Source organism: Streptomyces sp. NPDC059201, assembly GCF_042754585.1.
Classification (GTDB): domain Bacteria; phylum Actinomycetota; class Actinomycetes; order Streptomycetales; family Streptomycetaceae; genus Streptomyces.
This window is the reverse complement of the sequence record NZ_JBHZBB010000003.1, coordinates 579,025-595,544: the sequence shown is the minus strand read 5'-3', so window position 1 is coordinate 595,544 and position 16,520 is coordinate 579,025. Positions and strand designations below refer to the sequence as shown.

Below are 16,520 nucleotides of genomic sequence, written 5' to 3'. Positions count from 1 at the left end.
CCGCACCACCCCTCCCACCCCACTGAGGAGATCCCCATGAGATCGAGTCCGAAGCGGCTCTCGGTACTTCTCGTCAGCACGGCCCTCATCGCCGGCGCCCTCGGCATCGGCACCATGGCCCAGGCCACCGACCCGGAGGCCGGCATCCCGCCCGCCGTCGCCGCGGCCGCCAACCACGTCGGGCACAAGATGGCCGCCTCCACCCAGGCGTCGGGCGACGACGCCGACGGCGACGGCTACATCCCGGCCGTCCCGCCGGTCACCGGCGTCACCCCGTCCACGGCCACCCCGCCCCCGGCCTACCACGAGTTCCAGGCCGGCTGCGACGCCAGCCACACCGCGCCGGACGACCCGATCGTCTACCCGGGCCAGTTCGGCAAGTCCCACGACCACACGTTCATGGGCAACACCTCCACCGACGCCGCCAGCACCACCGCCTCGCTCTACGGCGGCACCACCACCTGCAAGGCGCCCGCGGACGCCTCCGCGTACTGGATGCCCACGCTGTTCAAGGGCGACCAGAAGATCCTGCCCGTCGGCCCGCAGGTCATCTACTACAAGGCGGGCGTGACCGACTACCGCAGCGTGCGGCCCTTCCCCAAGGGACTGCGGTTCGTGGTCGGCAACCCGATGCAGACCGAGCAGGAGTTCCGCAACCACAAGGGCTTCGTCGAGGGCTGGGAGTGCGGCGACAGCTTCTTCAACACCGACATCCCGGCGAACTGTCCGAGCCGGCCCGACGTGCAGCTCAACCTGCGCATGCAGGCCCCCAGCTGCTGGAACGGCCTCCACCTCGACACCCCCGACCACAAGAGCCACATGGCCTACCCGGTCGTGAAGCCCGGCACCAACGACAACATGTGCCCGGCCTCCCACCCCGTCGCCCTGCCGATGATCGAGTTCAAGATGGCGTGGCCGGTCAACGGCGACATGAGCCAGGTCCGCCTCGCCAGCGGCCGCGGCTACTCCTTCCACTACGACTTCTTCAACGCGTGGGAGGAGCGCACCCTCAAGGCCCTCGTCGACCACTGCATCAACGGCGGCCTCCAGTGCGACACGCGAGGCTTCGACCTGTACCGCCCCGAGCGCGGCCAGGTGCTGAACGCCGACCACCGCCTCCCCTGACCCCCGCCCACCCCGTACGGGGCGGCCGCCACCCCCGGAGTTCCCACACATGCCTGCCCACGACCGCTTCCCCGACGACGACGCCCTCATCGACCGCCTCCCGCCCGGCTTCCGGATCGGCGCCGCCACCTCCGCCTTCCAGATCGAGGGCGCCACCGCCGAGGACGGCCGCACCCCCTCCATCTGGGACACCTTCTGCCGCGTGCCCGGAGCGGTCGACAACGGCGACACCGGGGACACCGCCTGCGACCACTACCACCGGATGCCCGAGGACGTCGCCCTCATGGCGGACCTCGGCCTCGACACGTACCGCTTCTCCGTCTCCTGGCCACGCGTCCAGCCCGGCGGCCGCGGCCCCGCCAACCCCAAGGGCCTCGCCTTCTACGACCGGCTCGTCGACGAACTCCTCGCCCGCGACATCACCCCCTGGCTGACGCTCTACCACTGGGACCTGCCCCAGGAGCTCCAGGACGCCGGCGGCTGGCCCGCCCGCGACACCGCCCACCGCTTCGCCGACTACGCCGCGCTCGTCCACGACCGGCTCGGCGACCGCGTCACCCACTGGACCACCCTCAACGAGCCCTTCTGCTCGGCCGTCCTCGGACACGTCGAGGGCGTCCACGCGCCCGGCGGCCGCTCCCTCGCCGACGGCGTCGCCGCCGTGCACCACCTGCACCTCGCCCACGGCCTCGCCGCGCAGCGGCTGCGCGCCGCCGCCCGCCGCCCCCTCGACCTCGCCGTCACCCACCTCCTCGGCACCAGCGCCCCCGCCACCGACAGCCCCGCCGACCGCGAGGCCGCCCGCCGCGCCGACGCCTTCGGCTTCCGCTTCTACCTCGACCCCATCCTGCGCGGCGCCTACCCGGACGACCTGATCGCCGACCTCGCCGCCCAGGGCGTCGAGATCCCCGTCCACGACGGCGACCTGGCCGCCATCGCCACCCCCATCGACACCCTCGGCGTCAACTACTACCGCTCCATGAAGTCCTCCGGCACCGGCCCCGACGGCGCCACCGCCGACGCCCGCGGCCTCCCCGTCACCCGCGGCCTCCCGCACGGCGGGCTGCCCGTCACCGGCCTCGACTGGGAGGTCATGCCCCACGACCTCACCGCCCTGCTGCTCCGCATCGCCCGCGACTACCCCGGCACCCCCCTGGTGATCACCGAGAACGGCGCCGCCTACGACGACCGCCCCGACGCGGACGGCTTCGTCGACGACCGCGAGCGCACCGCCTACCTCTCCGCCCACCTCGCCGCCGTCGCCCGCGCCCGCGAGGCCGGCGCCGACGTCCGCGGCTACCTCGCCTGGTCGCTCCTCGACAACTTCGAGTGGGCGTACGGCTACGCCCAGCGCTTCGGCCTCGTCCGCGTCGACTACGCGACCCAGACGCGCACGCCCAAGCGCAGCGCCCACTGGCTCCGCGACACGGCCCTCCGGGTGCGCGGCGGGGTCTGAGCCCGGCGATTGCGGGCGGTCCCGGCGCGGCGGACGATGGAAGGAGGGCGGTCCCGGCCGCCACGGCGGCACCCGGCCCGCCCTCCTTCCCACCGAGCCCCGAGGCCGAGCGCGGAGCCTTGACCCCGAGCCTTGACCCCGAGCCTTGAGCCCGGAGCCGTGAGCCTTGTGCCCCGAGGCCCGCGTCGTGAGCCGTGAAGGACGAAGGAGACGTCATGGCCGAAGAGCAGAGCGACCCGCTGGCCGTCTGGACCGGACGACTGCTCCGCCTCGGTCCCGGGATCTCCCCGGACGACGCCAGGGCGTTCGTCCACGACCTCTACGCCCACGCGCAGTCCGACCTCGACGCGGAGCGCGCCGAGGCCGACTTCGTACGCGAGGAGTAGCCCCGCACCGGGCCGCTCGGGCCCTCGGGGGCACGTGGCGCGTCAGTCGCGCAGCGTCCGCAGCAGCACCACGGCGCCGGCGACCGGCACGCCGAGCGCGAAGAGGCCGATCAGCAGCACCTCCACCGGGCCGAGCCGGCCGGTGGAGAGAAGCAGCCCGCCGAGCAGGAGCAGCGCCGGTACGGCCACGGAGGTGGCCGTGCCGATGCGCTTGTGCCGGACGTCCCACAGTGGGGACTTCCACAGCAGCGCGAGCCCGATCGCCAGGACCAGCGTGCCCGCGAACGGGGAGCCCAGGACCAGCAGGCCGCCGAGCGCGGGCAGGGCCGCGACGAGCCGGGCGACCTGACGGCCGGAGAGCGGGCCGATGCCCGCGGGGAGCGCGGAGGTGCCGGCGGCGCGCGGTCCCTCCTCCTCGGCGAGCGCGGAGGCGGCGACCGTACGGGGCTCGCCCAGCTCGGCGAGGACCGCGCGGACCCCGGCGTCGTCCTGCGCGTCGCTCACCTCGATGTGCTCGCGGAGGTCCGCGAGGAGTTCCGCCCGGCGCTCGGCCGGGAGTTCGGCGGTCTCGCGGGCCACGGAGTCGAGGTAGGCCGCGACGAGCGGGTGGTCGATGGCGTTCATGCGGTGTCCCCCTGCGGGTCGTTGAGGAAGTGGTCGACGGCGTTCCGGAAGTGCGGCCACGCCCCGGTGAACTCGGCGAGCGCGGTCCGGCCGAGTGCCGTCAGCGCGTAGTAGCGGCGCGGCGGCCCGCTGGGGGACTCGCGCAGCTCGGTGTCGACGAACCCCTCCCGCCGCAGCCGCGACAGCAGGGGGTAGATCGTGCCCTGGCTGGTGGTCATCACGCTCACCGCGGAGAGCTCGGCGAGGAGTTCGACCCCGTACTTCGGCTCGTCCCTGAGCAGCGCGAGGACGCAGTACTCCAGCACCCCCTTGCGGAGCTGGCTGGGGACTCTGCCGCCCTCGGTCTCGTTCTTTGCGTTACCAGGAACCATGCAATGCAAGATAGCGCCGACCGGTGCCCGCGACAAGCCGCGCCGCGCCGCCGGGCCCTCAGGGCACCCGTCGGGAACCGGCCGCCGTGGCCGAACGTGTAACGGGGGACGGACGCGAGACGGGACGAGGGGAGACGTGGTGGTCGCCAACGAGGCGAGGATCGAGGGGGACAGCCTCCTGCTGGGGGACGGGGTGCGGGTCCGCTTCATACGGACGCTCCGGCTGCCGGAGACCGGGACGCACCGGCTGCCCCCGGGGCTCGGCACCTTCCCGCTCCGCCGGGTCGAGGACTACCCCGACACCGTGCCCGAGCAGTGGCGCGCCAAGGGCGGCGTGATGATGCCGGTCTACCTCCGCGAGGCGATGTGGCTCAGCTTCGCCGGCAGCCCGGAACCCACCGCGCTCCAGGTCGGCGTCGGCAAGGTCTGCGCGGTCTCCGGCGAGAAGTGGACCGGCCGGCTCTCCCGGCGCCCGCAGAACTACGTGGTGCTGCCCCGCCAGCCGTGGCTCGACGGCATCAACTCCGGCAAGGGCACGGTGCGCCAGTTCGTCGCCGTCCCGCTCGGCATGGGCGCCACCGTCGAGGGCCAGGTCACCGGCGAGGAGACCGTCGGCGGCCTCCAGCTCCAGGCGTTCCCGCTCGCCCCGGAGCCGCGCGCCGCCTGGCGCGAGGAGCAGCGGCGGATCGAGGAGGAGCGGCGGCGCCAGGCCGAGGAGCGCGCCCGGTTCCGCGCCGCGAACCCGCCGCAGTTCGGCGCGGCGCCCATGGCGTACGGCGCTCCGCCCCCGATGCCGATGGCCGCCCCCGCGGGCGCGCCGCCCGCCGGCGCCGCGATGGGCATCGGCGCGGGCGGCACGATGCGCCAGGAGGTGTACGAGGACGACCGCAAGGCCCGCGACTGGTCCGACACCCCCGAGGCGCGCGTCTTCGTCCACCTGGTGACCCCGCCGGAGTGGCGCCGCATCACCGGCGAGGAGCCCCCGCCGTCCCCCGCCGACCGCGCCGCCTACACCCGCGCGGGCCTGCCCTGGTTCGACTACTTCGACGCCGACGGCACCGACCTCGCCCCCTCCGACACTCTCGCCGACGTGAAGCCCGTAGGGGAGTGGCTGGGCGACGACCTCGACCCCTGGACACCGCCCTCCCCGCACCAGGTCAAGCCGCTCGGCCCCCCGCCGCCCCCACCGGGCGGCGCACCGATCGCGGACGGCGACTGGTGAACCGTACGGGGCGACCCGCAGGTACGGGGGGCACGGGCACCGGTACGGGGGCGGCGGCGCTGGTACGGGGGCGGCGCCGGCCTCCGTACCGCGACCGGCCCCCCCGTTCCGCGACGGGTGCCCCGTACCGCGACCGGCCCTCGTACCGCGACGACCGGCCCCTCGTACCGCGACCGGCCCCTCGTACCGCGACCGGCGCCCCCGTACCGGGACCCGCTCGCGAGGCTTCGGTCGTGGCACGATACGAAGACTCCTGTGAACGACTCGACCCAGCCCTCCACCATCCGCGTCTTCATCGCCCTGGCGCCGCCCGACGACGCCAAGGACGAACTCGCCCGCGCCCTGGCGCCCGCCTACGCGGCCCACCCCGGCATGCGCTGGAACCGGATCGAGGACTGGCACATCACCCTCGCCTTCCTCGGCGAGCTGCCCACCACCACCGTGTCCCTCCTCCACGACCCCCTGGCGGAGCTCGCCGCCGCCTGCCGCCCCCTCGGCCTCTCCCTCGTGGGCGGCGGCCACTTCGACTCCCGGGTCCTGTGGAGCGGCATCGCGGGCGACGTCCCCGGTCTCCACCGGCTCGCCGACGAGGTCCGTGCCCTGGTGAAGGAGTCCGGCATCCCCTACGAGGGCCGTCCGCTGCGCCCGCACCTGACCCTGGCGCGCGCCCGGCGCGGCGACCTCACCAGCGTCCCGGACGCGGCCGGCGTCCTCGACGGCTTCCTGGGCCGCCCCTGGCCGACCGCCCGCCTCCACCTCGTCGGCAGCGACTACGCCCGGGGCCCGGCCCCGGTCCGCTACCAGGACCTCGACTCCTGGCCGTTCGCAGGAGCCTGACCTCGTACGCCCCCCGGCTGCCTCAAGGCGCCGTGATCAACTCGCTCAGCCGCGTCGCGAGCCACGGCCTGCGCCCGCCGGCCCGCATCCGACCCAGGGCGATCGCCTTCCAGATCGGTATGCGCCCGAAGGAGACGAGCAGGAAGGCCGCCGGGTCGGCCGTGATCCGGCAGTCGTACGGGCGCGGCGCCGCGTCCCGCGTCACGGTCGCGGCGCCGTCCTCGACGACCACGGCAAGCCGGGGACCGCCCTTGAAGGCCAGGTCGAAGGCGATCCGCACCCCCTCCGCCTTCTCGGCGTCGAGCGCGAGCGGCATCATCGTCACCATCGCCTGCCCGATCACCAGCGAGGCGTCCGCCGGGGTGACGGCCCACGGCAGCCCCGCGCCCCGCGCCATGTCGAGCCCGTGCACCAGCGTCTCGCTGAGCATCAGCCCCGTCGCCGCCGCGAGCGGCACCGTCCGCCCCGGCCCGTACCAGGGCGCCGGGACGGGCGTGTCGTGCGCGAGCCCCTCGGAGCGGCGCAGGAACTCCGCGCCCCGCGCGGCCAGGATCGCCCCCAGGCGCCGGCGCTCGGCCCCGGTGATGAGCCCGATGGACAGCTCGTTCACCGCGGCGATCCGCTCCCCGAAGCCCTCCTCCCGTCCCCGCCCCGCCAGCAGCGCGTCCCAGTCGACGCCCCCGTCACCGGCCACGGCGGACCCGTAAGCGAGATACACGGCGGCGAGATGCGCCCCGACATCCCCCACGGACCACACCGGCACCCCCGACCGAACCTCCAAGTCCCCCACCCCGCCGACCAGTTCCACCACCCGTGCGACCGCCGCCTCCAGCGCGACACGCGTCCGCTCGTGCTCGGTCACCGGATCGAAAGCCGTGACTGCACCCATGCGATTCCCCCAAGACCGTGGACGGGCCTGCACGTTACCGCCCAGTAGCCGCCGAGCGACAGCCCCCGCCCTAGGTCCCGGGGTGCGGTGTACGCAACCGGTCCAGGAGTGCCGCCTCCGCCGCCTCCGAGCGCGTGTCGCTCCACTGCCCCAGCGGCACCGCCCGCAGGTGCCGCCCCCGGGGGTCGAGCAGATGGCCGCCCAGTTTCATCGGCCACAGGGTCAACGCCCGGTCCGCGACGCTCAGTTCGGGGAAGCGTTCGGCGAGGCGGGACTCGAAGGGGGCGATGTCGTCCACCGAGCGCAGCCAGGCCGCCAGGAGGAGGTTGTACGGCCCCGACAGGGAGGCGCAGAGCCTGATCTCCCGCAGGGCGCTGAGCCGCTCCGCCAGCCGGGGCGCCTGGCTCTGCGGGACCGCCGCCCACAGCGACACCGAGACCGGCCAGCCCGACAGCGCCCGCGCCACCTCGCAGCGGTACACCAGCGCCTGCTCGGCCTCCAGCCGGTCGAGGCGGCGCCGGACCGTCGTCGGGCTGAGCCCGGTGCGCTCCGCAAGGCGCGCGGCGGACTGCCGGGGATCCTCGCTCAGTACGCGTACGAGCTCCAGGTCGCGCCCTTCGAGGAGACGGCCGCCCGCCGGACGGGCGGGAGCGGGCCGGTCCGGGCCCGCCAGCCTGCGCCGCTGCTCCTCGGTCAGCCGGTCGAGCCGCCACCGGCTCCCTTCGGTGTGCAGGGTCGTGGCCACCTGCGTCCGCGACGCGGCCACCCCGTCCAGCGCGCCGAGCCGGAAGCCCACGTACCGCGCCAGCTCCGCCTGGTCGGCGAAGACGGCGGTCACCAGCAGGTCCCGCCCGCCGCTGACGTGCTCCAGGTTGAACACGTGCGGATCCTCGGCGATCTCCGCCGCCACCTCGTGCAGCCGGCCGGCCGCGCAGTCCACCTCGATGAAGGCGACCACGGCGGGCGCCTGCGCCCGGACCGCCGGATGGACGCTGATCCAGGCGTTCCCCGCCCGGGTCAGCCGCGCCCACCGGCGCGCCACGGTCGAGGCGTCGAGCCCGAGCGCCTCGCCCACCGTCTGCCAGTCGGCGCGCGGGGCCACCTGGAGCGCCGTCACCAGCAGATAGTCCAGCTCGTCGAGCACGCCCACCACCCCGTTCCCGAAACGGCTCATTCGCGCAAACGATCACCGTAGAGCGGTGGATCCTTGCAAGCGGATCCCGTTCATCCGGCGGATCGGCACTATACCCGGCATGTTCACGCACAGCGACGCCCTGGCTCACGCCGACACCCTCATCGCCCTGCGGCACGACCTCCACCGTGCCCCCGAGCTCGGCCTCGACCTGCCGCACACCCAGCGCAGGGTCCTCGACGCGCTCGCCGGACTACCCCTGGAGATCACCCTCGGCAAGCGGCTCAGCTCCGTCACGGCCGTCCTGCGCGGCGGCCGCCCCGGCCCCGCCGTCCTCCTCCGCGGCGACATGGACGCCCTCCCCGTCCAGGAGGACACCGGCGTCCCGTACGCCTCCGAGCACCCCGGACGCATGCACGCCTGCGGCCACGACCTGCACACCGCCGGGCTCGTCGGCGCGGCCCGGCTGCTCGCCGCCCGCCGCGAGGAACTCGCCGGCGACGTCGTCCTCATGTTCCAGCCGGGGGAGGAGGGCATGGGCGGCGCCGGGCTCATGATCGAGGAGGGCGTCCTCGACGCGGCCGGGAGCCGCGTCGTCGCCGCCTACGCGCTCCACGTCACCTCGACCCTGCTGCCCACCGGCTACGCGGCCGTCCGCCCCGGCCCCATGCTGGCCGCCTCCGACTCGGTCACCCTCACCGTCCGCGGCTCCGGCGGCCACGGCTCCTCGCCGCACTCCGCCAAGGACCCCGTGCCCGCCGTCTGCGAGATCGTCACCGCGCTCCAGACGATGGTCACCCGTACCGTCGACGTCTTCGACCCGGCCGTCGTCACCGTCGGCTCCCTGCACGCCGGCACCGCCGGGAACGTCATCCCGGAGACGGCCGTCCTGGAGGCGACCGTCCGGTCCTTCTCCACCGCCACCCAGTCCGCCGTCCGCGCCGGGTTCGAGCGCGTCGTCCAGGGGGTCGCCGCCGCCCACGGCGTCGAGGCCGAGCTCGACTACCGGGAGAACTACCCGGTCACCGAGAACGACCTCGCCGAGGCCGCGTTCGCCCTCCGCACCGCCCAGGGGCTGCTCGGCGCCGACCGCGCCTTCGAGGCGCCGCGCCCGCTCACCGGCTCCGAGGACTTCTCCCTCGTCCTGCGCGAGGTCCCCGGCGCGTACCTCGGCATCGGCGCCTGCCCGCCCGACCGCGACCCGGCCACCGCCCCCATGAACCACTCGCCCCAGGCCGTCTTCGACGACCGCGCCGTCCTCGACGCGGCCGTCCTGCTCGCCGAACTCGCCGCCCGCCGCCTCCAGGAAGCCGCCGAGGACCCCGCATGACCACGACCGACCACCCCGGCCCCGGCGCCCCCACCCCGGACCTGCCGGACATCTCCGGCCCAGGTGCCGACTCCGGCTCCGGCTCCGTGCGCGCCGTCGTCGGGCTCCTCGTCCTCTTCGAGCTGACCAGCGGCTTCCTCCAGGGCGGCATCGCGCCCCTGCTGCCGGAGATCGGGCGGGAACTCGGCATCGCCGACGCCGACCTGACCTGGGTCATCTCCGCCCAGCTCCTCGCCGCCGCCGTCAGCGTCCCCGTCCTCGGCCGCCTCGGCGACCTCCACGGACACCGCAGGGTCCTGCGCTGGGCGCTCGCCTGCGTCGCCGTCGGCACCCTGCTCGTCGCCCTCGCCCCGAACCTGCCGGTGCTGCTCGCGGGCCGCGTCCTCACCGGCCCGCTGGCCGCCCTGCTGCCGCTGGAGATCGCCCTCGTACGCGACCGGCTGCCGCTCGGCCCGGCCCGCTCGGCCATCGCCCGCCTCGTCGGGGCCCTCGCGCTCGGCACCCTGCTCGGCGGCGTCCTCACCGGCGCCGTCCACGAGCTCACCGACGACGTCCGCCTCACCCTCCTCGTCCCGGTGGTCCTGGCCGCCGCCTGCGTCCCCGTCTCCTTCCTCGCCATCCCCGAGTCCCGGCGCCTCGCCCGCGGCCGCCTCGACTGGCCGGGCGCCGTCCTGCTCAGCGCCACGATGCTGCTGCTCCTCTCCGGCGTCTCGGCCGTCAAGGACGACGGACTCGGCGCTTCCGCCCTGGTCCAGCTGGGCCTCGCCGTGCTGCTCGGATCCGTCTGGACCCGCGTCGAACTGCGCACCGCCGAACCCCTGGTGGACGTACGGGCGCTGGCCGACCGCCGGGTCGCCCCCTTCTTCCTCTGCGCCTTCGCCTTCGGCGTCGTCTATTTCGGCGGCCAGGCGCCCGACGCCACCTTCCTCGCCGCCGACCCCGCCACCACCGGCTACGGCTTCGGGCTCTCCGCCCTGTCGATCTCGCTCGTGGCGCTCCCGGCGGCGGCGACGGCCGTCGCCGGCTCGTCCCTCACGGCCCGCATCGCCGGCCGGACCGGCTACGTCCCCGCCCTCGCCGTCTCCTTCGCCCTCGTCGCGGCGAGCTTCCTGACGACGGCCGCCCTGCACACGGCGATCTGGCAGCTCGTCGCCGCGAAGATCCTCGCCGGTCTCGGCCTCGGCGTCGCCCTCGGCGCCATGCCCACCGTCATCGCGGAGGCCAGCGACCCGTCCCGGACGGGCGTGACCACCGCCCTCTACAACAACGTCAAGACCCTCGGCGGCGCGGTCGCCGGCGGCGTCATCGCCGCCGTCCTCACCGCCTCGGTCCCGCGGGGCACCACCACCCCGACCGAGTCGGCGTACGTCACGGTCTGGCTCCTCTGCGCGGCCCTCGCCGCCACGGCCGCCGCCCTCACCCTGACCGCCCGCCGCCCCGGCACCCCGAAGAAAACCAGTCGCGGCACCGACGGGCCTCCGACACCCTGACCCCATGCCCCGACGCATCATGTTCGTCCACCTGAAGACCGGCCACCCCACCGACCAGGGACCCTCCTGGATCGGCTGGGTGGACTTCTCGAAGACCTGGAGCACCGCCCACTTCCGCGGCAGGACCCTGCGCCGGACGGCCGGGCTGTACGACGCCAACTTCCACGACGTCGACTCCGGCGAGGAGTTCTGGCTCTCCGGCCCCAAGCGGGACCGCACCGACGCCCGCTACGGCCGGTACGCCCCCGAGATCGAGCCGGCCGCCGCCGACGCCTACCGCGCCTTCCTGGCCGGCGCGCCCCTGCCGGGCCGCGAGAACGGCTGAGCCCCCGTCGTCCGGGGGCGGGCCTCAGCGGACGGCCGCCAGCAGACCGGCGATCTCGTGGAAGCCCCGGCGTCCGGCGTGCTGGAGCGGGGTGACGCCGTCGTGGCCGGGGAGGTGGGGCGCGGCGCCGGCGCTGATGAGCAGCTCCACGATCTCCTGGTGCGCGGGGCCGCCGTCGCCGAGGATGACGGCTTCCAGGAGGGCGGTCCAGCCGAGCCTGTTGACGTGGTCGACGTCGATGTCGGTGGCGCGGAGCACGGCCCGCACGTAGTCGACGTGGCCGCGTTCGGCGGCGGGGATGAGGCTGACGCCGCCGAAGCGGTTGGTGAGCGTGACGTCGGGCGCCGGAACGGCGGTGAGCAGCACCCGCATCATCGGGACGCTGCCGGTCACGCCGGTGACCAGCCACGGCGTGTCCTCGCGGTCGTCCCGCGCGTTCGGGTCGGCGCCGGCCGCGACCAGGGCCCGGGCGGCCACCACGCGGTCCTCGGCCGCGGCGAGCAGGAGCGGGGTGCGGTCGTGCGCGTCGCGGTGCTCGATACCGGCTCCACCGGCGAGCGCCTCGCGCACGGCGGCGGCGTCGTCGTTCCGTACGGCGGCCCGAAGGGCCTGGTCGGCGGCGGACATGGGGTTCCTCCTCAGGAAGATCGGGCGGCGCAGCACGTGGAGGGTCGTCCTCAGCCCCGTCCGCACGGCCACCGCGAACCCGCCCCGGACGCCGGCGCGGAGCCGGGCGGGGTCGAGGAGCGGGGGCCGCGCGGGCCCGGAGACCGTACGCGTCCGTGACCTCTGCCGCATGGTCGGATACTCCATCCTGGATCCACTTCCGGGCCTTCCCGTAGGCCCGACGGCTCCATGGTCAGGGCGGAAGGCCGAGGCGGGGGTCAACCGATCGGTGGATACGCCCGCCGGATCCGCGGGTTTGTATGCCAGGAAGGATCCCCATGGAAGCCCTCCCCACCAGAACCGCCCCAGCCGACGCGAGCCCGCGTCACCGCCAGTTGGAGGCCGGCCTCGACCGGATCGGCGTGACCGGAGCGCACAAGCAGATCGGCGCGATGGTCCACCGATACGGCGTCGCCGGCATGTTCACGCTTCTCGGCTCCCTCTTCGTCGGCCTCGCCGTCTTCGTGCAGTTCCCGCCGGAGACCTTCGGCAGGTCCATGGAGGGCGATGATGAGGAGGACATGGCCGCCACGGCCGGGAAGGAGACGGACGCGTGACCCTCATCGGGCTCATCAACCCCAACACCAACGAGGCCACCACCGTGATGATGGCCGCCATCGCCCGCCGCACCCTGCGCCCGGGGGACGGGTACGAGGTCCGGGGCGTCACCGTCGCCGCAGGCCCGCCGATGCTCACCGACGAGGAGGTCCTCCGCGCCTCGGTCCGCCACGTCCTCGACGCGGCCGACCGGCTCCTCGCGGCCCCGGACGCCGACCGCGTGGCCGCCCTCGTCGTCAGCGCCTTCGGGGACCCCGGCGTCGAGGAGCTCCGCACCCGCACCACCGTCTCCGTCATCGGCATCGCCGAGGCCGCCATGCGCGAGGCGGGCGCGGACGGCCGCCGCTTCGGCATCGCCACCACCACCCCCGGCCTCGCCACCGCGATCGACGCCCGCGCGGCGCGCCTCGGCTGGTCCGGCCAGTACACCGGCATCCGCCTCACCCCCGGCGACCCCCACCGGCTGGCCGCCACCCCCGAGGAGATGACGGAACGCCTGGCCGAAGCGGTCGACCGGTGCGTGCGGGAGGACGGCGCCGAAGCGGTGATCATCGGCGGCGGCCCCCTCGGCGAAGCCGCCGAAGCCCTCCGTCACCGCTTCCCCGTCCCGGTCATCGGCCCGATCCCGGCCGCGAGCAGGGAGGTCCTTCGCCGGCTGGCGTGAGCGAAGCGGTACGGGCCGGGCGACGGAAGGAGGATGCGTCGCCCGGCCCGTACCGCCGAAGGGGTGACAGACCCGCCGGGCCCGTGACACCCGGACGGGTGCGGACGGTTGCCCAGGGCATGCGAATGACGACGATTCTCGGAGTGGCCCTGACCGCCGTGTTCCTGGCGGCCGTCGCCCCCGCCCCCGCCGCGCCCGAGCGGATCGATCCGTGCGGCCACGAGGTCGGCGGCCCGGTCCACCTCCGCACCGGCCCGAGCACCTCCCGCGCGTCCCTCGGCGTGCTCAGACCCGGGGACGACATCACCGTCCTCCGGGAGAAGGGCGACTGGTACCGCGTCCGCCTCGACGAACGCGCCAGGGAGGGCCTGCGCGCCGACACGGAGGGCTGGGCGGTGCAGCGGCACATCAGGGCGCGCGCCTGCACCCGCCCCGGCGGCTAGGAATCGGCCGACGGCTCCCGGTGGGCCGCCGCGCGGTCGGAGTCGCTGCGCAGGACGCAGAACTCGTTGCCCTCGGGGTCTCCCAACACACGGAACTAGTAGTTCTGGAGTGTTGCCGTGGGTACGTCGGTGCTGGTCAAGAGCGGTTCCGGGACACCCCCGGTCCCTACAGGGGGTATGAACACCCTCACCCGTGAAACCCGGAACCCTCTCGCGGGCACGGTCTACACCGAGACCCTTCGCGGGGTCCGGTGTGTCCGGCTGTCCGTGCTCACAGACGAGACCACCAGCCCCGAGCGGCAGCGCGAGGCCGACGACCTAGCGGCAGCCGCGCACAACATCAGCTTCGCCGAGGGCGACCAGCTCCGCGAAGCGGTGGACCTGGACGTGTCCGCGTCCAAGGTGTCCCCCTTCGACCGTCCCGCCCTCGGGGCTTGGCTCGCCCGACCCGACGAGTTCGACGCCCTGGTGTGGTGGCGTTTTGACCGTGCTATCCGGTCCATGGCCGACATGCACGAGCTTGCGAAGTGGGCCCGCGAGCACCGAAAGGTTCTCGTGTTCGCCGAGGGCATCGGCGGGGGCGGGCGCATCGTCTTTGACTTCCGCAACCCCATGGACCCCATGGCGGAACTTCAAATGACGATGTTCGCTTTCGCCGCTCAGGTGGAAGCGCAGTCGATGTAAGGAAACAATCATGAATGAATTTCTCGGACAGGTCGAATTCCTGGATGGAAAGCGGGATAAGGGCCAGATTCGCGCCGCCGCGTTCAAGCGGGATAGCCGCATGGAAGCGCTCGCCGAACTGCGCGACTCTCGCCCTGAGGTATTCGAGACGCTGGGCGTTTCCGTACGGATGAACCTTGGCTACTACGAGAACGACAAGAAGATTGCAGCCGAGCACGGCCGCGACGTGACGAAGGGGAGTAACTGACTATGATGACCGACATTCAGAAGGCGGCCGAGCGAGTCGCAAAGCTGCGGGCACAGGCAGAGAAGGCATCCGCCCCGCTTGCGGAAGCCGAAGCACAGTTGCGGGCAGCGCAGGAGGCGGAATCGGCACGGCGTACGGAACGAGCCGCAGCGTACAACCGTGAGGTTGTCGAGACGTGGCGCGAGCGCGCCGACGATGCGACTAACTCCGGTGACACTGCGCGAGAAACTTTCCTCGCTGCCCTTTCCGCAGAGCCCTGGTTCGCGGCATACGTCGAATACCGGGCAGCCCGCCACAAGCGCGGGCATGTACTGACCGAGGCGCAGCGCGCGCAGACCGCATTGGGCGAGGTGCAGACCGTTCCCGAACAGCGCTGGTATGACGCAAGGCTGTTGGAAGACATGGTGTCGCACGCTGACCGAAAGGCTGCCGAACTCGGTGCCGAGTTCGACCAGGAACTGACCGATAAGCGGGACGCATACATTGCGGGCACGGACTGACGGTCACCGCCGGCTCTCGGCGTGGGGGCTGCCCGACCAGGGGGGTACTCCCGACTTCCCCCGCCCCAGATCGGCAGTGAGGCAAAAAACTCGCATGGCTGATTACAGCTTTTGCGCGGAGCGCTGATCGCCCCGCCAGTCCTCTTTCACGAGGCTGGCGGGGCTTTCTGTGTGCAGGAATTCACGCGGCCTTGAGTTTGGCCACTTCGCGCGCTCGCTCGTGAAGTTCCCGAACGACGGAAGAATTGCGCGGCATCGTGAGTGCCCGAAGCTTGCCGAAGTGCTCGTCCCCGCGCGCGGTGGACAGCACTTCGTAGTCGTCCAGGAAGCGCCCCCATGTACGGCACGACTCTTCGAGGTGCCCGTGTTCGTGCTGCCGCTGCGCCAGCACCGCGTGTGCGTGGAGTCGGCCTTGACGCTCCGACGGGGACATGACCCGGATGGAGGACTTGAGTGCCTTGATCGAACCTTCCAGGTCCCGCCCCTCGTAGTGGACGTGCGAGACGTGGAACAGGAACGCGGCGCGGTCGTAGCCCCCCACGGCGTCGCGCCGCGAGTCCGCCCGCGAGAGCGCGGTTTCCGCCTCCCGGAGTCGGACGACGGCCGTCCGTCGGTCACCGACCATCGCGGAGGCGTGGGCTTGCTGCCCCCGCAGGAACGCCACGAGACGGGGACCGGCCGCGCCGGTCGGAGCCGCCTCCGCCGCAGAGTCCGCGAACTCCAGGGCTCGCCGGCCGTAGCGCAGGTGCGATGCCTGCAAGCTCATCCCGCGCAGGGTCCGGCAGTACGTGAGCTGGTCGCCGGACTCCCGAGCGAGATCGAGAGCGTGCAGGTAGTAGGTCTGCCCCAGACCGTGGGCGCGTTCGTACATCGCCATCCACCCGGTGAGGTAGACGAGATCCGACGCGGCGGAGAGCATGTCTCGGTGTACGGCGTCCGGAGCTGCCGCGCGCAGGTACCCGCCAACGGTGTTGACGAGGAACGCCGATGCCATCGGGCGGGCGTGTCCGCCCCCGAGATCATCGAGAATGTCGGCGATCTTGTCCGTCATCCGTCGGACGGTCTCGACCTCACCTTGACCGATGCGGCCCGTGGGCCTGGTGAGCCTTCCCTGGTCCTCTGCGTGCGCCGTGGTCATCAGCGCGGAGAAGGCCGGAACGGTGAGGGCGGCGGAGTACAGAGTCGTCGTGAGCAGCTTGCGGCGGGACGGGTCCATATCTTCCTTCCCGAGGTCGATAAGAGAATCCACGGTGTCACGCCCGGGATCGGCAGCCACCCCGGCAGGCCGCTGCAAGCCCGCTTCCGCGTAAGAGACCGGGCGCCCTAGCTTCCGTTCCAGTACGGCAATGATCACGGGTCTGATCTGGGGTTTCGGCTGCCCGCCCTGCTTCCACTGCGAAACGGAAGGTTGGCGGTAGTCCACCGTCAGACCGGCTTCGGCAGCAACTCGGTTCACGGCATGGGCGAACTTCGTTTCCGAGTATCCCGCCTGTTCAAGGAGGGTGCAGAGTCCTTCATTGCGCGGTCGTTCGGAAGCTCTGGGCACGACAACCCCCGGCGCTTATGAGTCT

The 16,520-nt window shown here is 73.3% G+C and carries 19 protein-coding genes and 1 pseudogene; 14 read left to right on the top strand and 6 right to left on the bottom strand.

Going from position 1 to position 16,520, the window contains the following annotated elements:
- Positions 1–36 precede the first annotated feature (36 nt).
- From ACFXMG_RS12990 to ACFXMG_RS12980, 3 genes are all read left to right on the top strand, one after another.
- Positions 37–1,125: a DUF1996 domain-containing protein gene (locus tag ACFXMG_RS12990; protein WP_383824532.1), complete on the top strand. Its 1,089-nt coding sequence runs from the start codon at positions 37–39 to the stop codon at positions 1,123–1,125.
- Between the two features lie 49 nt (positions 1,126–1,174).
- A complete protein-coding gene (locus ACFXMG_RS12985; protein ID WP_383830416.1) occupies positions 1,175–2,581 on the top strand; it encodes a GH1 family beta-glucosidase in 1,407 nt (468 codons plus the stop codon).
- 215 nt (positions 2,582–2,796) lie between these two features.
- Positions 2,797–2,967, top strand: a complete 171-nt coding sequence (locus ACFXMG_RS12980) for a hypothetical protein (protein WP_383830419.1) — start codon at positions 2,797–2,799, stop codon at positions 2,965–2,967.
- A 42-nt stretch (positions 2,968–3,009) separates the two neighbouring features.
- Here the strand turns inward: ACFXMG_RS12980 and ACFXMG_RS12975 are convergent, their stop codons facing one another.
- Entirely contained in the window at positions 3,010–3,591 is a 582-nt protein-coding gene (locus tag ACFXMG_RS12975) for an HAAS signaling domain-containing protein (protein WP_383830422.1), read from the bottom strand.
- Entirely contained in the window at positions 3,588–3,962 is a 375-nt protein-coding gene (locus ACFXMG_RS12970; protein WP_383830424.1) for a PadR family transcriptional regulator, read from the bottom strand. Before ACFXMG_RS12970 ends, ACFXMG_RS12975 begins: the two co-directional genes overlap by 4 nt.
- A 139-nt stretch (positions 3,963–4,101) precedes the next feature.
- Here ACFXMG_RS12970 and ACFXMG_RS12965 point away from each other — a divergent pair, with 139 nt between their 5' ends.
- Positions 4,102–5,184 carry a hypothetical protein gene (locus ACFXMG_RS12965; RefSeq protein ID WP_383830451.1) on the top strand — a complete coding sequence of 361 codons (1,083 nt, stop codon included), beginning with the start codon at positions 4,102–4,104 and terminating at the stop codon, positions 5,182–5,184.
- 255 nt (positions 5,185–5,439) lie between these two features.
- A complete protein-coding gene (gene thpR / locus ACFXMG_RS12960; RefSeq protein ID WP_383830427.1) occupies positions 5,440–6,021 on the top strand; it encodes an RNA 2',3'-cyclic phosphodiesterase in 582 nt (193 codons plus the stop codon).
- 22 nt (positions 6,022–6,043) lie between these two features.
- Here thpR and ACFXMG_RS12955 read toward each other — a convergent pair whose 3' ends face one another.
- The gene (locus ACFXMG_RS12955) at positions 6,044–6,910 is read right to left on the bottom strand and encodes a maleylpyruvate isomerase N-terminal domain-containing protein (protein WP_383830430.1); all 867 of its coding nucleotides are present in this window, start codon (positions 6,908–6,910) and stop codon (positions 6,044–6,046) included.
- Between the two features lie 70 nt (positions 6,911–6,980).
- The gene (locus ACFXMG_RS12950; RefSeq protein WP_383830433.1) at positions 6,981–8,084 is read right to left on the bottom strand and encodes an Lrp/AsnC family transcriptional regulator; all 1,104 of its coding nucleotides are present in this window, start codon (positions 8,082–8,084) and stop codon (positions 6,981–6,983) included.
- 79 nt (positions 8,085–8,163) lie between these two features.
- Here ACFXMG_RS12950 and ACFXMG_RS12945 point away from each other — a divergent pair, with 79 nt between their 5' ends.
- The 3 genes from ACFXMG_RS12945 to ACFXMG_RS12935 are packed head-to-tail and all read left to right on the top strand — an operon-like array spanning position 8,164 to position 11,187.
- Positions 8,164–9,372, top strand: a complete 1,209-nt coding sequence (locus tag ACFXMG_RS12945) for a M20 family metallopeptidase (protein WP_383830436.1) — start codon at positions 8,164–8,166, stop codon at positions 9,370–9,372.
- Positions 9,369–10,862, top strand: coding sequence for an MFS transporter (locus tag ACFXMG_RS12940; protein WP_383830439.1), 1,494 nt, complete (start codon positions 9,369–9,371; stop codon positions 10,860–10,862). Before ACFXMG_RS12945 ends, ACFXMG_RS12940 begins: the two co-directional genes overlap by 4 nt.
- Before the next feature lie 4 nt (positions 10,863–10,866).
- On the top strand, positions 10,867–11,187 hold the full coding sequence (locus ACFXMG_RS12935; RefSeq protein ID WP_383830442.1) for a hypothetical protein: 321 nt from the start codon (positions 10,867–10,869) through the stop codon (positions 11,185–11,187).
- A gap of 24 nt (positions 11,188–11,211) precedes the next feature.
- Here the strand turns inward: ACFXMG_RS12935 and ACFXMG_RS12930 are convergent, their stop codons facing one another.
- Positions 11,212–11,814, bottom strand: coding sequence for an ankyrin repeat domain-containing protein (locus tag ACFXMG_RS12930; RefSeq protein WP_383830454.1), 603 nt, complete (start codon positions 11,812–11,814; stop codon positions 11,212–11,214).
- 317 nt (positions 11,815–12,131) lie between these two features.
- On the opposite strand from ACFXMG_RS12930, the gene ACFXMG_RS12925 reads away from it, so the two are divergent.
- From ACFXMG_RS12925 to ACFXMG_RS12900, 6 genes and pseudogenes are all read left to right on the top strand, one after another.
- Positions 12,132–12,410 carry a hypothetical protein gene (locus tag ACFXMG_RS12925; RefSeq protein ID WP_383830445.1) on the top strand — a complete coding sequence of 93 codons (279 nt, stop codon included), beginning with the start codon at positions 12,132–12,134 and terminating at the stop codon, positions 12,408–12,410.
- A complete protein-coding gene (locus ACFXMG_RS12920) occupies positions 12,407–13,075 on the top strand; it encodes an aspartate/glutamate racemase family protein (protein ID WP_383830448.1) in 669 nt (222 codons plus the stop codon). Before ACFXMG_RS12925 ends, ACFXMG_RS12920 begins: the two co-directional genes overlap by 4 nt.
- 125 nt (positions 13,076–13,200) lie before the next feature.
- On the top strand, positions 13,201–13,518 hold the full coding sequence (locus ACFXMG_RS12915; protein ID WP_383829753.1) for an SH3 domain-containing protein: 318 nt from the start codon (positions 13,201–13,203) through the stop codon (positions 13,516–13,518).
- Between the two features lie 177 nt (positions 13,519–13,695).
- Positions 13,696–14,199: pseudogene (locus tag ACFXMG_RS12910) on the top strand (recombinase family protein); the annotation flags it as partial.
- 13 nt (positions 14,200–14,212) lie between these two features.
- Positions 14,213–14,449, top strand: a complete 237-nt coding sequence (locus tag ACFXMG_RS12905; protein WP_383829750.1) for a hypothetical protein — start codon at positions 14,213–14,215, stop codon at positions 14,447–14,449.
- Positions 14,450–14,451: 2 nt separating this feature from the next.
- A complete protein-coding gene (locus ACFXMG_RS12900; protein ID WP_383829747.1) occupies positions 14,452–14,949 on the top strand; it encodes a hypothetical protein in 498 nt (165 codons plus the stop codon).
- Positions 14,950–15,130: 181 nt separating this feature from the next.
- Here ACFXMG_RS12900 and ACFXMG_RS12895 read toward each other — a convergent pair whose 3' ends face one another.
- The gene (locus ACFXMG_RS12895) at positions 15,131–16,495 is read right to left on the bottom strand and encodes a hypothetical protein (protein WP_383829744.1); all 1,365 of its coding nucleotides are present in this window, start codon (positions 16,493–16,495) and stop codon (positions 15,131–15,133) included.
- Positions 16,496–16,520 lie beyond the last annotated feature (25 nt).

Coding starts and splice junctions, on each gene's coding strand:
- ACFXMG_RS12990 (WP_383824532.1), top strand. CDS start 37: ATGAGATCGAGTCCGAAGCGGCTCTCGGTACTTCTCGTCAGCACGGCC.
- ACFXMG_RS12945 (WP_383830436.1), top strand. CDS start 8,164: ATGTTCACGCACAGCGACGCCCTGGCTCACGCCGACACCCTCATCGCC.
- ACFXMG_RS12975 (WP_383830422.1), bottom strand. CDS start 3,591: ATGAACGCCATCGACCACCCGCTCGTCGCGGCCTACCTCGACTCCGTG.
- ACFXMG_RS12980 (WP_383830419.1), top strand. CDS start 2,797: ATGGCCGAAGAGCAGAGCGACCCGCTGGCCGTCTGGACCGGACGACTG.
- ACFXMG_RS12950 (WP_383830433.1), bottom strand. CDS start 8,084: ATGAGCCGTTTCGGGAACGGGGTGGTGGGCGTGCTCGACGAGCTGGAC.
- ACFXMG_RS12915 (WP_383829753.1), top strand. CDS start 13,201: ATGACGACGATTCTCGGAGTGGCCCTGACCGCCGTGTTCCTGGCGGCC.
- ACFXMG_RS12955 (WP_383830430.1), bottom strand. CDS start 6,910: ATGGGTGCAGTCACGGCTTTCGATCCGGTGACCGAGCACGAGCGGACG.
- ACFXMG_RS12925 (WP_383830445.1), top strand. CDS start 12,132: ATGGAAGCCCTCCCCACCAGAACCGCCCCAGCCGACGCGAGCCCGCGT.
- ACFXMG_RS12935 (WP_383830442.1), top strand. CDS start 10,867: ATGCCCCGACGCATCATGTTCGTCCACCTGAAGACCGGCCACCCCACC.
- ACFXMG_RS12930 (WP_383830454.1), bottom strand. CDS start 11,814: ATGTCCGCCGCCGACCAGGCCCTTCGGGCCGCCGTACGGAACGACGAC.
- ACFXMG_RS12905 (WP_383829750.1), top strand. CDS start 14,213: ATGAATGAATTTCTCGGACAGGTCGAATTCCTGGATGGAAAGCGGGAT.
- ACFXMG_RS12900 (WP_383829747.1), top strand. CDS start 14,452: ATGATGACCGACATTCAGAAGGCGGCCGAGCGAGTCGCAAAGCTGCGG.
- ACFXMG_RS12940 (WP_383830439.1), top strand. CDS start 9,369: ATGACCACGACCGACCACCCCGGCCCCGGCGCCCCCACCCCGGACCTG.
- ACFXMG_RS12985 (WP_383830416.1), top strand. CDS start 1,175: ATGCCTGCCCACGACCGCTTCCCCGACGACGACGCCCTCATCGACCGC.
- ACFXMG_RS12970 (WP_383830424.1), bottom strand. CDS start 3,962: ATGGTTCCTGGTAACGCAAAGAACGAGACCGAGGGCGGCAGAGTCCCC.